Source organism: Glaciecola punicea, from assembly GCF_001756615.1.
In the GTDB taxonomy this organism is placed as follows: domain Bacteria; phylum Pseudomonadota; class Gammaproteobacteria; order Enterobacterales; family Alteromonadaceae; genus Glaciecola; species Glaciecola punicea.
The window spans coordinates 21736-37609 of the sequence record NZ_LZXY01000011.1; the positions used below are offsets into that span (position 1 = coordinate 21736).

The window sequence follows — 15874 nt, forward strand, 5'->3', positions numbered from 1 at the left end:
AGTTTAAATATGTATGTTGAACAACAATGCTACTAAAGTGACACCTTTTATTAATATCATCGGTATATTTACAAGGATAAGGCTGGTTGTTGCTGATGAACACTAATTTTTATTGCACATACCAGTCACTATTATTCACATATATTACACCTAAGGACAAATCGCGTTATGTCTACACAGTTGAACGTCGCTAAATTTGGCGGTACCAGTGTTGCCAATTATCACTCTATTAATAACTGTGCCTCTATTGTGGTAAAAAACAAACACACTAAATTGATGGTAGTTAGCGCCGCGGCCGGCGTTACTAATCATTTGGTGATGCTAGCCAACACCGCGCTAACGTCACAGCAAATAACGGATGTCATAGTAAGCATTCGCAAAATCCAAGTTGCTATTTTAAATGAATTGAAAAGGCCAAGTGAAGTTAACGACAAATTGTTTGAACTATTAGATGAACTTGATGGTTATGCACGCCATGAAGAAATTAATTATAAAGATGATTTGAAAGATGCCCTGATGTCTATGGGTGAACGCATGTCGTCTTTATTATGCGCGGCGGTGTTAAGAGAACACGGTGTTAACGCCATCAACTTTGATGTACGCAAAGTGATGCGCACTGACGACCTATTTACCCAAGCAGCTCCCGATATTAATACCATTAAGATTTTGTCAAGGCAACTGTTGGCTCCTGAGCTTGAAAACCATATAGTGGTAACCCAAGGTTTTGTAGGCGCAGATGCCCAAGGAAAAACTACGACGCTCGGTCGCGGGGGTTCTGATTTTTCGGCAGCCTTGCTAGCTGAGGCATTAGGCGCTGCTACATGTGAAATATGGACCGACGTCATTGGTGTGTATACTACCGATCCTCGCATTACCGATAAAGCCAGACCCTTACCTGAGTTAAGCTTTGAAGAGGCTGCGGAAATGGCAACCTTTGGAGCAAAAGTATTACATCCAGCCACGATGGAGCCGGCGCTACGACATGATATTCATGTATTCGTAGGATCTAGCAAAGAGCCAGATAAGGGCGGTACTTGGATAAAACGAAATTGTGAGCATGAGCCGGCATTTAGAGCAATTACGCGAAGGAAAGATCAAGTGTTAGTAACGGTTAAAACGCCAAAGATGATGTATGCTCAAGGTTTCTTGGAGAGGGTGTTTCATATTATTGCCAAACATGATCTAAGCGTAGACCTGATTACCACATCGGAGATTGCGGTTTCATTTACGCTAGATAATCCACCAAACTCTATGTCAGAAAAAATGAATAAAGAAACCATTGTTGAACTCAGCAATATTTGTGAAGTCGTCATAGAACGGGATTTTGATGTAGTGACTGTGGTGGGCAATAACATGCATAGTTCTGCAGGTGTATCTTCACGAGTATTTGCTGCCATTAGCGATTTTAATTTGAGAATGATTTGTTTTGGCGCAAATGTTCATAATTTATCATTTGTTGTGGGGAAAGACGACAGTGAAGACATTGTGAAAACACTTCACCGAGCACTATTTGAATAGTGTATTAAGTACTAAAAAAATTATGCCCCCTGAGACATGGGATTACGCAAGAACCTCCTTGATTGTACTTGTAATGAAAGATAAAACGTTAAAATTTTCACGAAAACGTTAATTTATTATTAATATTTTAGTTTTTTCCATATTAAATATAAATACTTATAAAAAATAAACATCAGACTAGTTAGACCTAAAGTACTGGCCTTATTGGCAATTATGTAAATAAAGTTTCGCTTGTAACAAAATATTTATTGAACTAACTGAAAAATCTGCAAACATTAGGTTGACCGCGGTGTGCAGTAGAGTTTAATATCGAAAGACGGGATCTGATCTCGATAATATAAGGTCGTATGAAACGACTATTTTTCACTATTTATAGTGCTCTAGGGAGACATTAAATGTTTACAAACAATAAAATAGCTAAGTCTGTTTCAATAGCGATAGCTTTTGGTGCAGTGTCAGGATTAAGTTTATCTGGTGCCGCTGTTGCTCAGCAACAAGAGCAAGCGCAAGCTGATACAAAAATTGAGAAAATTCAGGTTACCGGTTCACGTATTAGACGTACCGATTTAGAAGGTTCAGTACCGGTAACTATAATAGACAGAGCGGCAATTGACCTTTCTGGTCAAATATCTGTGTCTGATTTATTGCGTAGCACAAGTTTCAACAGCGCTGGTTCGTTCCGTCCTCAGTCTGGTAGCTCTGCTCAAGGTGTTTCACAAATTAACCTTCGTGGTTTAGGCGCTGAACGTTCACTAATACTGGTAGACGGTCGTCGTTTACCGAAGTCACCTTCTACAGGTAATTCACAAGATTTGAATACTATTCCAATTGCTGCTGTTGAAAGAATAGAAATTCTTTCTGACGGTGCTTCAGCAACCTATGGTTCAGATGCTATAGCCGGTGTTGTAAACATCATCCTAAGAAAAGACTTCGACGGTGTTGAACTTCGTTTAGGCGCTTCGGATGTAAGCACTCCTAAAGAAGGCGGCGACAGAGAAGCAGGCTCTGCAGTATTTGGTGCAACTAGCGACAAATCAAGCATAATTGGCGGTGTATCATGGAACAACCGTGACATCATTTTTGAAAACGCTTACGAGTGGGTACAGCCAGGCGCATCAAGCTTTGGCGTTAACTGGAGAACAGCTGCCGGTTTTACTTCAGTGATTCCAGATGCAACATGTGATTCATTAGAAAATTTCTTTACATTAAGCTCAGGTCTTTGTGCATATAACTTTAATGCGACAAACGCTAACGAAGCCTCTACTGGAAACCAGTCTGCTTTCTTGAAAGCAGACTATGAAATTAATGATGACTGGAAAATCTTCTCTCAGACACTAGTTACTAACACCACATCTTTCGGTCGTTATGCTCCTTCACTAAACAACGCTGGTGATGCTGCATTCGTTGGTGTAGACAGTATTAACAACCCTACGAACCCTGCTTCTCCTTTCTACAATGTAGCTAACGGCGAGCAAAGAGAAGTTAACGTACGCCACAGATTTGCCGCGCTAGGTAACCGAGACAACGAAGTAGATAACTGGTCTACTGATTTCTTCGTCGGTATCGAAGGTGATTACAACGATATGTTCATAGATTTAGGCGTAAGAAAAACTAAGTCAAAAACTTACGAAATTGGTAGAAACTACCTAATGTCTTCTAACGCTAGACGTGCATTAGACAGCGGCGATTACTTATTAAACGATCCCTTTGGCGACCGTTTCACCACTACGGCCGACAGAAGTGCATACAAAACATTACTAAACGGTCTTAAAGTGACAACTGCTCGAATTGGTACGTTTGATCAAGAAGAAGTGTTCGGTTCAGTTGCTTTTGACGTTTATGACATGGGTGCCGGCGATATTCAAGCGGTTGTTGGTTTTGAGTACAGAAACGAAGATTACTCTGATACATACGATTCACTATCAGAAGCCGGTCAGGTAGGTGGTTCAGCGGGTAACAGTGCTGGTGGTGGCAGAGACGTTAAGGGTATATATTTCGAAACGCTGATTCCAGTAACAGACCTAATAGAAGTAACGTTTGCAGGTCGTTATGATGAATATTCTGATTATGGCAGTGATTTTTCTCCAAAAATCTCGGTTAAGTATGACATCACGGATGATCTTGTCCTTCGAGCTTCTTACGGTGAAGGTTTCAGAGCACCAACACTCGACATACTTACACAGCAGCCACAGCCAGGTAACCCAAGTGTTTCTGATGATCCATCTTGTATCAATCTTGGTCTTGAAGCAGGCTGTGATATTCAAGTAAATTCACTAACTATTGCTAACCCAGAAATTGGTTCTGAGAGTTCTACGCAGCTGTCACTTGGTTTTGCATACCAGCCTACAGAATGGTTGAATATGTCTGTTGACTACTATGACATTGAAATTAAAAACTTGATCAGATTCTTTGGTGCACAAACGATTCTGACACGTGAGCAAAGAGGCGAGGCTTTACCTCCTGGTATCGGTGTGTCTAGACTTGCAAATGGTGGAATTGATTTAATCACCCAAGGTTATTCTAATGAAGGTAAACTTGAGTTAAACGGTATCGATCTTAACTTCAATACTAACTTTGACCTAGGCGACTACGGTAGAGTTACCCAAATGCTACAAATTAGTCAGCAATTTGATTATATTATTGACGGCGGCGAAGATTCTCTTAAAAAAGAAGGCGAACCTGACAAGCGTGGCTCATTATCTACTTCTTATGCAATAGCTGATTTTGAGTTTGCTTGGGTTGCAAACTACATTAGTTCACAGCGTAAAGATGGTGCAGATACAGCTTCTTGGATAACTCATGATATGCAGGCTACCTATATATTCAGTACAGGAACAAGTGTTGCTATAGGTGCGCAGAATATATTTGAAAAAGACCCGCAGTTGAATAGTTTCGGTGGAAGAAACTATAACTTCGACCTGTATGACGCATACGGGCGTATCGCATACGTAAGACTAATTCAACGTTTTTAATTAGTTGCAGTAAACATTAAAAAGGCGGGAATTATCCCGCCTTTTTTGTATGTGGAGATTAAATGAAACATTGGGATGCATATTGGACTACGAGAAATGCAGTTCATAGCTTCAGCGAAGGACAGTACAATAAGGGTTACAACGGTGAGTTGTCTATTTTATGGAATTCTATTTTTAGAACCATTGATAGTGCAGCTAGAGGTGTAGATATTGGCTGTGGCAACGGCGGTCTTGCCTTGCTTGCAGTGCAAAGTGAAAATAGGTTTACAATGTTTGGATGCGACGCGGCCAACATTCAGCCCCTTGCCGCGATTGATACTTCGCTAGAACATTTTAAAATGCTGCCAGAAATTAGCTTTTTTGCCGGCATGAAAGCTGAAAACTTGGGTTTTGACGCTAATTATTTTGACTTTGCAATTAGTCAATTTGGAATTGAATATTCAGAATTAAACTTAAGTATTCCTGAAGTGTCGCGGGTGCTAAAGCCAGGCGGGCGTTTTATTGCAATGTTACATCATAAAAATTCTTTTGTGACAATAAGCTCAAGTATAGGGCTTGAAGTTCTAGCTAATTTTTTAGCTAAGAATTCAATCGTGGATCAATTACATAAATTTGTGACATTTTATAATTCTCCGCAGTTTACGTACAATATGCAATTAGCAGAAAATGTGGCCACATTTCAAACATATAATAAAACGTTGCTAAATTCCTTTAAGGCCGTGCAGCAAGCTAACTTAAATGAAGCTAATATTCATTGGTATAACGACATCAGTAAAATGTTGGTTCCCTTTGTCATGTCTTGGCAGAGTTACTCAGTAGAAGATTTTGAACAAGTGATATCTTCAATTCAGCAGTTTAAAAGTCGGCTAGGCGATCAGATTAGTTGTGCAAAATCCCAAGCTAATATAAAAGAGATAGTAGACTGCGCGCGCCATACCTTTTCAAGCATTGAATATAGGCCGATAAGATTAAAAGAAGGCCTATTTGCTTGGTGTGTTGAGTTTATAAAATAAAGCAAAAGAGGGCTGAGCTTAAAAGCTTTGTCCTCTTATATATATTGTTGTAACTTCTTTGTTTATTACTTCGGCGGCTTGTTCAGCATCATTTGCCTATTACCCGAATAGCTAATGTGATCCTCATGAAAACTCCAAAATAGCATGCTGAAATTTAAAATATCGATTAAGCCTATATCGTAAATAATAGGAAAACCTTTACGCGTAGTGATGGAAAAATTCTTGAGATTCTAAGCAATACAAACGCATCTTATTGCCCCAGACAAAGCCAGTGTCTAAGGCTATCACCTTAGCGTCAACTGGAAGCGTAGTAGGCACTTCACCTAACAAGGAAGCCCAATGCCCGAATAAAAGTGATTGGGATGGTTTAAGAGAGCTGTTCTCATGATTAAACCAAGGCTGTAAATGCTCACTTGCATTTCTTGGATGACACTTAGTGCCAAAGTCTAAACTTAAATCATCGTGTATAAATCTCATGCGGGTAAATGCGTTAACGATAAAGCGGTCACGCGCGGAATCTTTTAAATCTTTACTCCATACGTTAGGCAGATTGCCATACATATTGTTTAAGAAGTGTGCTACTTGCTTTCCCTGTAATTTAGTTTCTACTTCAAGAGAGAGTTTACGTGCTTTTTTAATAGACCACTTTGGGTACAAACCAGCGTGTGTAATTAAGGTGTTTTTAAGGGGAGAGATTGCAAGCGGCTTGGCAAGTAAAAAATCAATGAATTTAGGCAAGTTCTTATGCTTCAATAGCGGCGCAAGTTTGTCTTGTGTCTTTGCTTTGCCGACTCCAAAAGCACAGGCAATTAAATGCAAATCATGATTGCCAAGAACAGTGTTGAAATGAGGGCCTAAATCGTATAGGTACTCCATTGTCGCTAAACTGTCTGGACCGCGCGCCACCAAATCACCTACCGCCCATAATTTATCGGTGAGGGGATCAAAATCGGCTTTTTTGAGCAGTTTAATTAAGCCTTTGTAACAGCCTTGAATATCACCCACTACAAAATTCTTCAAATTGTCACCTTTTTGTAGGGTTTTGCACGATTCACATACCACATTAATGAAGGCTGTTAGGAACCGCTAAGCTAAACACAGGAATAGGGGTTTTAAAATTGTCTTGGTTGTGTGCTTGAAACTTATAAAAACCTTGCATAGTGCCTACGGCTGTTTTTAACATTGAGGCACTCGTGTACGAATACGTTTGATTAGGGGCGATAACGGGCTGTTCACCTATCACGCCGTCGCCTTCAACCTCTACTTTTTCGCCATCACCGTTAGTGATCAGCCAATAGCGGCTAAGGAGTTTCACATTCTCTTTGCTGGTATTGGTAATATTCACCGTATAGCTAAACACATACATTTGCGGGCTCTTATCTTGGTCTTGTTTGCCCAAGTATTTACTGGTCACTTTAATCTGAATGGCGGGGGTCATGGCTTGATATCTCTTGTGCAACCTTGTGTGAAGGTTCATGCGAAGGTGCTTGCGAAGCGTTATGAAAGGCATTCGCTAGCTTGGCAAATTGCGCTATAGTGATTTGCTCAGCGCGGCTTTCTGGGTCTATATCCAATGCCACAATTTGAGCTTCACTTAATAGGTTCTTTAGGCTGTTTCGTATTGTTTTTCTACGTTGATTAAACGCGGCTGTGACTATGGCTTGAAGGCTGGCAACTGAGCTAACCGCATATTGTGGTAAGCTTCGCGGGCTCAATCTTACTACGGCCGAGTCGACCTTTGGCGCCGGCTTAAATGCACTTGGCGGCACCATTACAACAGGCACCGCACTGCAATAGTACTGCGCCATAACCGACAAACGACCATAAAGCTTGCTGCCACTTTTTGCGCATAAGCGCTGCACAACTTCATGCTGCAGCATAAAATGCATATCTTGTATATGTTCACAGTATTTAAATAAATGAAACATTAAAGGAGTAGAAATGTTGTATGGAAGATTACCAAACACTCTTATCTTTTTCTGTGACTGACGAAGTTGTGAAAAATCAAATTTAAGTGCGTCTTGCTCCACTACCGTCAGTTTATCGCGGATAAACGGATGAGAGCGAAGCCTGGCGGCTAAATCCCTGTCTAGTTCTATCACGGTGAAAAAATCGACAAGTTCTGCGACAGGTTCAGTTAGCGCACCTAAACCAGGTCCTATTTCAACAATATTATCGTCATGTTTAGGCCCTATCGCACTGACAATTTTATCTATTATATACTCGTCGTGCAGGAAGTTTTGGCCAAAGCGTTTGCGTGCCGTATGTCCTAAGTGTTTATTGCTCATTTGCTGCACTCACAGTTTTAGCTTAGCAAGCTTAATCGCTTTATTAATCGCTCGCGCCATACTGCCTGTATCAGCCTGTCCTGTGCCGGCTAAATCGGTGGCGGTGCCGTGGTCAACAGAAGTGCGAATAAAAGGTAGGCCAAGTGTTATATTGACTGAGTTACCAAAGCCTTTAAACTTTAATACGGGTAAACCCTGGTCATGATACATCGCTAACACCGCATCTGCTTTTTCTAAATACTTGGGTTGAAAAATAGTATCTGCAGGCAACGGTCCAACTAGGTTCATTCCAGATTCACGCAGGCGGTCGAGGGCCGGCGTAATGACCTCAATCTCTTCACGGCCTAAATGTCCATCTTCACCCGCATGCGGATTGAGTCCACAAACATAAATGGTGGGATGTTCAATGCCAAATTTTTGTTTTAAGTCGGCATGCATAATGCCAACCACCTTCTCAATTCTTTCACGCGTAATGGCTTTGCTAACGTAAGCTAGCGGGATGTGGGTAGTCGCTAAACACACGCGTAAACCGTCTGTGGCGAGCATCATTACGACGTCTGCCGTGTTAGACTGCACCGCAAAATATTCGGTGTGCCCGCTAAAAGACACGCCAGCTTTGTTTATGATCCCTTTGTGCACTGGACCTGTTACCACCGCGTTAAACTCGCCTTCCATATTAGCTTCGCAGGCTAAGCGCAGTGTGTTCACGACATAATGTCCGTTTTCACTGTCGAGTATTCCGGCAATTGGCTCCTTTGCACAGGGCACATGGTTTACAATTATTTCGCCCGGCTTCTGAATGTAGTCCATGCCTTTTGAGTACGGGATAATGTCTATCTTCTTGCCCAACAGAGCCGCTCGTGCGCGCAGCAAGTCTCTGTCAGCGAATATCACCAGCTGTGCCTCCCACTCTTGCTCGGCTAACATAATAATAAGGTCAGGCCCGATACCAGCAGGTTCCCCTGGCGTAACGGCAAGTTTAATGGCTGATTTGCGCGCATCAAGCTGATTTGATACCGTCACTTATGCATTCTCGTCTAAGACTTCGATGTATGCTTGGTCGCGCATTTCTCGCAGCCATGCGTCGGTCTCTTCTTGGAACTTACGATTAAATATGAGTTGATAAGCGCGGTCCTTCTTGCGCTTTTCGGTTGCATCGTCTACTCGCCTGTCGATTAGCTGAATTAAGTGCCAACCATGTACTGTACGAATGGGCATGCTGTACTCGTCTTTTTGCAAAGATGCCAATGATTGCTTAAATTCAGGTACATAAATACTGGGGTCATTCCAACCAAGTACGCCGCCTCGCAGCGCTGAACCGGGATCTTGACTATGCTGCTTGGCTAACTCGGCAAAATCCGCATTGCCTTCAATTAACTCAGTTCTAAACTCCGTCAGCATTTGTTCGGCTTTTGCGTCGCTCAATATAATAGAAGGCGATATAAGTATATGGCGAGCGTTAACTTCTTCCACTTCTACAATTTCTACACCGCGGGTGTCTGCGATTTTGAGTATGTGAAAACCTGCGCCACTTCTAATCGGACCAATCACTTCGTCTTTCTGTTTATTGCCCACCGCTTCAGCAAACAAAGTCGGCATGGCATTAATATTCATCCAGCCCATGTCTCCACCTTCAAGTGCCTTAGGACCAGATGAAGCACCAATTGCTAAACGGGCAAAGTCTGAGCCACTGCCTAGTAGTTCTAAAATCTTTTCAGCGCGCTCTCGTGCTTCACCTACTATTTGTTCAGAAGCATCACCTGGAATATCAATTAGGATATGGGATAGCTGATACTCGGCTTGCTGAGCGCCTTGTTCATTAATGATGGTCATTAATGAGTCTACTTCTTGGTCGGTAATATATACTCTACGACGGACATTAGCGCGGCGGACTTCGCCGCTTATTAGTTCTCTTCTCACCTGTTCACGATATACTTCAAAGGCCACGCCGTCTTTGCTTATTTCATTTCGAAACTCAGCCATGCTCATATTTTGCTGCTGGGCAATGTTCTGTATAGTTTGATCTAACTGTGGATCACTAACTTGAATGCCCATGTTAGCTGCCATTTGTGCCTGCAAATTTTCAAGTATTAAACGTTCAATAGCTTGACGTCGAAGGGCAGCATCAGACGGTAGCGTCTGTCCATTTATGACGGCGTTTTCCTTTACACCTTGCATAAGGTCGGTAATTTCGCTTTCAAGCACAACGCCTTTGTCGACAATAACGGCCACTTTGTCTAATAGTTCACGGGCATTACTCGGGGTGCTGGTTGCCATTAGCCCAAACGCTAGTAGCAGTGTTACGGTTAGTAATATCTTTTTCATATTCACTCTATTGTCAAAAATTAATTCAGTACAAACGGCTGACGGTAGCCAAATAGCCCTTGGCTAAGCATATCAACTTTCCTGTCACTATTCCCCATTCCTTTAAATACAAATTGTAACCCTATGCCAGAGTCGAAATCATTTAAATCACGCACGCCATTGTTATTAAAGCGTGTCGCTAAGTTTCGCCTCAGCGTGAGACGTAACGCCCAGCAGCAGCTTTCATACTCAATGCCCATGAAGGTTTCGATGCTCCTAGAGCGCTGTAAATCGCGATAATAGCGTCCTACCCAATGCCAGTTGTCTGCTATTGGCCAGCTTGCCGTCACGCCTACTTGGTCAATTCGCTCATTAGATAGCTCGCGAATGTATCGATGATTTATCTGCACTAGCTTATTGTGGTCTAATTTATATTCGGTTGACAGTGCGCTACGTTCCACTTGGTTGGACTGATTTCCTACTTGTATGTCAGAGCGTAGAAACCAGTTTTGGTTCACTTGCCAATCTAATTCGGCCGCTATCGATGAACGATTTCCCTCTCGGCGTCCGTCTATTAGTTCTGAGTCACGCACATAAAGGATTTGACCAATACTAGCGATTAAAATCTCATTGTTACTGCTGTCGATAAGTCGTGAAGTGGTACCCAATGTCACTTGGTTATTATCGTTTATTCTGTCTAAGCCAGTAAATTCTTGACCGCGAAATAAATTATTGAAATTGGTTAATATAGCGGTGGAGTCGTATAAACCTATATTGCTTTGCTCCTCAAAGCTGGTGAACAAATATTGCGCTTTGGGCTCTACGGTTAACGTGTAATCTGTACCAAATAAACGCTGGGGTTTTTCGAATATTAAGGCGCCATATAAGCGTGCTTGGCCGAGCGTACGATTAACTTCTTCCTCTAATAGGCCAAATTTTTCATCCTTTAAGTCTTGTTTGTAATAAGTGTGTAAAACACTGGCTTGTGCGAGCAGTTCACCCCACGCACGCTGATAAGGTATGCGTATAGAAGGTTCTACATGGAATCGCAGCGCGTCAGGTAGTACAAGCGAGTCGTTTTCAAAATACGCTAGCTCAGATTTTACGCCCACATTAAGCAACTCGTTAAGGCTATTGGTGTAATTGAGCTTTGCTTCTGGAAGGGCTCTATAATTGCTCGCTGATGCACCAATGGTGGTAAAGTCACGCACGAATACCGAAAAGTCGAGTGCTTGTGAACTGAAGTTAACACCTGCTTGGCGGGACAAATGTGTGTCGGCCTGATTATAAAAGTCAGAGCCCAAATCGATAATGTAGTTATCGTCGCTTAGATCGCTAATGTCGGCGCTTATAGACCAGTTGTTGCTAAGCTTACCACGATGAAAGAAGCGATAGAAATAGCGCTCTTTATCAGTCACCCTGCCGTTGTCGTTGGGTAAGTACTCTAACTGAAGCTCACCGGCATGGTTATCGAATAAGTATCTAAATTCGCTTTTTAATTGTACACCGCGATTAGTCATTAAGCGCGTGGAAATAAAGCCATCTACATTCGCAGCTATATTCCAATAAAAAGGCTGCTCCCATTCAAGGCCGGTGGTGGAACTGCTGCCAAACTGCGGGAATAAAAAGCCTGTCTGACGCTCAGCCGTAATAGGGAATGCGAAATACGGTAAATAGAAAATAGGCAAGCCGCCCACAAAAAAACGGGTGTTGTAGGCTTCACCAAAGGGCTTACCGCTTTCAATTGATATTTCAGAAGCTTGGATTTTCCAATCTTCATTGCCTTCTGGGCACGTGGTAAATGAGACATTTTCAAGGCTTACGCCGCGCTCTTGTGAGATTGACAATAACTCAGCGCCGCCGCGGCCACTTATGCCCGCAATTTTATAGTTAGTCTCTTGCATTTGCAGTAGCTTTAAGTTGCTGTTCACCTCGACCCCTTCGCTGTTGACTTGCAGTAATGCGTCGGTATATTGCACATTCCCTGTGGCCCGTATTTCTCGTCCGTTATCTAAAATGTTTGCGCTATTTGCGGTAATAGTCGACATTGGGCTAACAATTGAAACATCACCTTCAAATACCGCTAGCGCGTCTTTCACGAGCAGGGCAGAATTAGAGTTAACCGTGATGTTGCCGCTGCCCCCTTTGGGCGCTGCATACACAAAGGAAGGGGTTATACAGGTAACCGGTACACTGAATGATCCGTCAGTTTTAGGGGTTCGGTTCATAGTTTGTGCAGATTCAATCTGCTGGGCAGCGCTTAACTCAGAGCCGCATAGCAGCCAGCCTAGTGTCAAAGCATGAAGCGCTGGACGTAAACGTTTAGCAAAGTAGGTTATTTGATTTCGAGCAGTTGTGTGACGATAGAGTTTGGACATTGCTGGTAACGAACCGCTCATTAATGATGAAGCTATTGACAGTGAAAATATTAGCGCCTCCCCTATGAAAAATGGTCTGACTGAAGGCCTTGTAATATTAATGGTTATGCGAGCAATAACCAACTAAAAACGACTAAAAAGCATAAAAAGTAGGTAAACATCGATTAAATGCTCACATTTCAATACAATCTTTGTTTTTCCACGGTGAATACTTTAATTTAGGCACCTTGAACCTTACACTAATCACGCTGCTTTATTTTTGCAGTGTTACCAGCGCGGAGCATGTCACCATGTTCACGCTCACACGGGGAACTATGAATATTTACGGTAAAATAATAGGTGCGCTGTTAGGACTTATATTTTTAAAGTGGCCAGGCCTTGTGCTTGGTTTATTTGTCGGGCATATGTTTGATATAGGCTATGGGAAAGATTTCTCTAAACGCGGCAGGTTCGCGCAATTTTTTTCATCGCAAGATGGGATCCAGCGTCAATCCGTTTTTTTTCACGCCCTCTTCTCAGCCCTAGGTCACGTGTGTAAGGCCGATGGCAAAGTTACCCCTGACGAAATAGCAGTAGCCTCTGCACTTATGGACAATATGAAGCTAAACGGTGATACTCGCCAAGCAGCTCAGCATGCATTTCGAGATGGTAAGGCTAAAGACTTTGCGTTAGCGCCTATGCTCGATGAATTCAAAAAGCACTGTGGCGGGCGTCGTGATGTCTTGCAAATGTTTTTAGAAATATTGATAAGCGCTTCATGCGCCGATGGGCGAATAACGCCGCCAGAGTTAGAGGTGCTTGAGAAAGTCGCGCGCAGCCTGCATTTTTCTCGTCAAGACCTGCATTTTTTGATCAGTACGTACGAAGCGGGTCAGCGCTTTAGGCAGCGCGGCGCGCACAATAGCCAGCAGCATGGCGGCTCTCATCAAAGTCACAGCACTTACTCTTCAAGTCATTCTTTGCAAGATGCCTATCGCATTTTGGGCGTAGCCCAGACTGATGATGACAAAGCGATTAAACGTGCTTATAAAAAACAAATGACTCTGCACCATCCCGACAAATTGAGTGCCAAAGGCTTACCTGCAGAAGCGCTTGAGTTGGCTAAGGGTAAAGCGCAAGATATTCAAGCGGCCTATGAGCTGATTAAAGAAACACGCGGCATGAAATAGTCGTGTATTTATAAAATATGTGTACGGTTAGTGTCAATACCAGAAAAGTACTATTGTGGCTGGCAAAATGTAAGCTTGGTACTATCGGAGTATTGCTAGGGTATAACCAAGGTATAACCAAGGTATAACCAAGGTATAACCAAGGTATAACCAAGGTATAACCAAGGTATAACCAAGGTATAACCAAGGTATAACCAAGGTATAGCAAAGGTATAATCACGGATATGGTAGAGCCAACGGCCACCATAAGGGTAAACGTAACGGCAAAATATGGCAGAAAATATAGTAGGAAAGGCCTTCAACCAGCAGCTAGCGAAAACTACGTTATCGCTTGAAAATGAAGAGTTAATCGAAGATTTCATCAACATGCTGTGGGTCGAAAAAGGCCTTAGCAATAACACCGTGAGCGCGTATAAAAGCGACTTAAATAAATGGGCGTTGTTTTTACAGCGTTACTTTGACAAGCTGTCGCTGCTAGATGCCACCGAATCACACGTGCAGGCGTACTTAGCAGTTAGGGTCGAGCAATCATTTAGCCAGCGCTCAACGGCTAGGTTGCTCAGCTCCAGTCGCGCATTTTACGTCGATTTAGTCGCCACTAAAAAACGCCAAACAAATCCTGTTAGTGCCATTAAAAATCCTAAGCTACCGCAATATTTACCAGGCACTTTGTCTGAAAAGCAGGTAGAGAGTTTGCTGGATGCGCCTAATATAAGCGAGCCCATTCAAATGCGTGACAAGGCAATGCTAGAACTATTGTACGCAACGGGCATAAGGGTCAGTGAATTAGTTAATCTGCAAATGCATGAGATTGGTCTACAGCAAGGCGTTATTAGAGTCACTGGAAAAGGGGGCAAAGAGCGCTTAGTGCCCATGGGTGAAGAAGCGCTATCAAGCTTAGAGTACTATATAAAGTTTGCACGACCTGAGTTATTAAAGAGGCCAATTAGTGCGGTATTTCCAAGCAAGCGAGGGCAGTTAATGACTCGGCAGACCTTCTGGCACCGGATTAAACATTATGCAGCTGTAGCGGGCATTGGCACTACACTTTCTCCGCATACATTACGGCATGCTTTTGCGACTCATCTGCTTAATCACGGCGCCGATTTAAGAGTTGTACAAATGTTGCTAGGACATTCTGATTTATCAACTACTCAAATTTACACCCATGTAGCCACTCAGAGGCTGCAATCTTTGGTGAAAAATCACCATCCTCGAGGATAACATTGTGCCTGCTAGTCAGTTTCTATAATATAATACCATGTATAATGCCGATAGTGACATGAAGAACATGCTCGGCGATGTTTTTTGGCTTAAAACAATCATGGAAGCTACAAGATTGTATTAACAGGCCGTAAAAAAAGTGTAAATAATTGAAGTAGTTTTACTTGTTTACGTGTCTACTCTTATAACTTATTTGTTTTGGAATCAATTTAATGAAATTAATCCGTTTGCTAGCCAGTGCTAGCACATTTGTTATGGTCACTGCATTGGCTACGACCAATGCGTTTGCGCAAAACAGCGACAAGGCTATAACAGCATCTCTTTCTCAAAAACTGAATTTAGATATCATTTCAATCGCAGACTCGCCAGTGCCAGGATTAAAGCAGGTGTTTACTAACCGCGGATTGTTTTACGTTAGCGACAACGGCGAGTTCTTTTTGCAAGCGCGCGTATATAATATAACGCAAGGCGTTGAAGATGAAACCGAAAACGCGCTGAAAAGCGTTCGGCTAGAAGGCGTTGAGCGTTTTAAAGATTCGGCGATTGAATTTAAAGCCGACAAAGAAAAATATGTAATTAATGTGTTTACTGACACTACATGCGGCTATTGTCGAAAACTTCATAATGAAATGGACCAGCTCAACGGTTTAGGGATCACTGTGCGTTACCTGGCTTGGCCACGTGCGGGCATAAACAGCAAGGTATATGACGACACTGTTTCTATTTGGTGTTCGCAAGATCCGCATCAAGCCATCACCGATGCTAAAGCGGGCAAGCCAGTGAATGACGCAAAATGTAAAAACCAAGTGGCTGAGCAGTTTAAATTTGGTCAACAGATTGGCGTTAGCGGCACTCCCAACATTATTATGCCTGATGGTTCGGTTGTACCGGGTTATCAACCCGCACAAGCCTTAGCATTAGCGCTTAAAGATTTGAGCTAAAGCTTTGAGCTAGAGCACAAGCTACATGAGGAAGTAATGTAGTGCAAAACACTATTAGCTTTAGTAT

At 42.6% G+C, this 15874-nt stretch carries 12 protein-coding genes; 6 read left to right on the forward strand and 6 right to left on the reverse strand.

Going from position 1 to position 15874, the window contains the following annotated elements; all coding sequences use genetic code 11:
- Positions 1-168: 168 nt before the first annotated feature.
- The 3 genes from lysC to BAE46_RS12030 all read left to right on the forward strand — a co-directional run bounded on the left by lysC (position 169) and on the right by BAE46_RS12030 (position 5503).
- On the forward strand, positions 169-1518 hold the full coding sequence (gene lysC / locus BAE46_RS12020) for a lysine-sensitive aspartokinase 3 (protein WP_070112971.1): 1350 nt from the start codon (positions 169-171) through the stop codon (positions 1516-1518).
- 395 nt (positions 1519-1913) lie between these two features.
- Complete coding sequence (locus BAE46_RS12025; protein WP_006006334.1) at positions 1914-4490, forward strand: TonB-dependent receptor plug domain-containing protein; 2577 nt, start codon at positions 1914-1916, stop codon at positions 4488-4490.
- 62 nt (positions 4491-4552) lie between these two features.
- Entirely contained in the window at positions 4553-5503 is a 951-nt protein-coding gene (locus BAE46_RS12030; RefSeq protein WP_070112972.1) for a class I SAM-dependent methyltransferase, read from the forward strand.
- Positions 5504-5701: 198 nt separating this feature from the next.
- Here BAE46_RS12030 and BAE46_RS12035 read toward each other — a convergent pair whose 3' ends face one another.
- Genes BAE46_RS12035 through BAE46_RS12060 form a run of 6 tightly spaced genes read right to left on the reverse strand, consistent with a single transcriptional unit; the run spans position 5702 to position 12494 of the window.
- Positions 5702-6523, reverse strand: a complete 822-nt coding sequence (locus tag BAE46_RS12035) for a symmetrical bis(5'-nucleosyl)-tetraphosphatase (protein ID WP_006006329.1) — start codon at positions 6521-6523, stop codon at positions 5702-5704.
- A gap of 43 nt (positions 6524-6566) precedes the next feature.
- Positions 6567-6941, reverse strand: coding sequence for a Co2+/Mg2+ efflux protein ApaG (gene apaG, locus BAE46_RS12040; protein WP_006006327.1), 375 nt, complete (start codon positions 6939-6941; stop codon positions 6567-6569).
- The gene (gene rsmA / locus BAE46_RS12045; protein ID WP_040520936.1) at positions 6919-7791 is read right to left on the reverse strand and encodes a 16S rRNA (adenine(1518)-N(6)/adenine(1519)-N(6))-dimethyltransferase RsmA; all 873 of its coding nucleotides are present in this window, start codon (positions 7789-7791) and stop codon (positions 6919-6921) included. Before rsmA ends, apaG begins: the two co-directional genes overlap by 23 nt.
- 9 nt (positions 7792-7800) lie before the next feature.
- On the reverse strand, positions 7801-8814 hold the full coding sequence (pdxA, locus tag BAE46_RS12050) for a 4-hydroxythreonine-4-phosphate dehydrogenase PdxA (protein WP_070112974.1): 1014 nt from the start codon (positions 8812-8814) through the stop codon (positions 7801-7803).
- Positions 8815-10116, reverse strand: a complete 1302-nt coding sequence (gene surA, locus BAE46_RS12055) for a peptidylprolyl isomerase SurA (RefSeq protein ID WP_006006320.1) — start codon at positions 10114-10116, stop codon at positions 8815-8817.
- 20 nt (positions 10117-10136) lie between these two features.
- Positions 10137-12494, reverse strand: a complete 2358-nt coding sequence (locus BAE46_RS12060) for an LPS-assembly protein LptD (RefSeq protein WP_244885019.1) — start codon at positions 12492-12494, stop codon at positions 10137-10139.
- Positions 12495-12787: 293 nt separating this feature from the next.
- On the opposite strand from BAE46_RS12060, the gene djlA reads away from it, so the two are divergent.
- The 3 genes from djlA (at position 12788) to dsbC (ending at position 15807) form a co-directional block, all read left to right on the forward strand.
- Positions 12788-13642 (forward strand): co-chaperone DjlA, encoded by an 855-nt coding sequence (djlA, locus tag BAE46_RS12065; RefSeq protein WP_006006313.1) that lies wholly within the window; start codon positions 12788-12790, stop codon positions 13640-13642.
- Positions 13643-13912: 270 nt separating this feature from the next.
- Positions 13913-14866, forward strand: a complete 954-nt coding sequence (xerD, locus tag BAE46_RS12070; RefSeq protein ID WP_006006311.1) for a site-specific tyrosine recombinase XerD — start codon at positions 13913-13915, stop codon at positions 14864-14866.
- A 212-nt stretch (positions 14867-15078) separates the two neighbouring features.
- A complete protein-coding gene (gene dsbC, locus BAE46_RS12075) occupies positions 15079-15807 on the forward strand; it encodes a bifunctional protein-disulfide isomerase/oxidoreductase DsbC (RefSeq protein ID WP_070112976.1) in 729 nt (242 codons plus the stop codon).
- Positions 15808-15874 lie beyond the last annotated feature (67 nt).

Coding starts and splice junctions, on each gene's coding strand:
- BAE46_RS12030 (WP_070112972.1), top strand. CDS start 4,553: ATGAAACATTGGGATGCATATTGGACTACGAGAAATGCAGTTCATAGC.
- surA (WP_006006320.1), bottom strand. CDS start 10,116: ATGAAAAAGATATTACTAACCGTAACACTGCTACTAGCGTTTGGGCTA.
- dsbC (WP_070112976.1), top strand. CDS start 15,079: ATGAAATTAATCCGTTTGCTAGCCAGTGCTAGCACATTTGTTATGGTC.
- apaG (WP_006006327.1), bottom strand. CDS start 6,941: ATGACCCCCGCCATTCAGATTAAAGTGACCAGTAAATACTTGGGCAAA.
- xerD (WP_006006311.1), top strand. CDS start 13,913: ATGGCAGAAAATATAGTAGGAAAGGCCTTCAACCAGCAGCTAGCGAAA.
- BAE46_RS12060 (WP_244885019.1), bottom strand. CDS start 12,494: ATGAGCGGTTCGTTACCAGCAATGTCCAAACTCTATCGTCACACAACT.
- BAE46_RS12025 (WP_006006334.1), top strand. CDS start 1,914: ATGTTTACAAACAATAAAATAGCTAAGTCTGTTTCAATAGCGATAGCT.
- rsmA (WP_040520936.1), bottom strand. CDS start 7,791: ATGAGCAATAAACACTTAGGACATACGGCACGCAAACGCTTTGGCCAA.
- lysC (WP_070112971.1), top strand. CDS start 169: ATGTCTACACAGTTGAACGTCGCTAAATTTGGCGGTACCAGTGTTGCC.
- djlA (WP_006006313.1), top strand. CDS start 12,788: ATGAATATTTACGGTAAAATAATAGGTGCGCTGTTAGGACTTATATTT.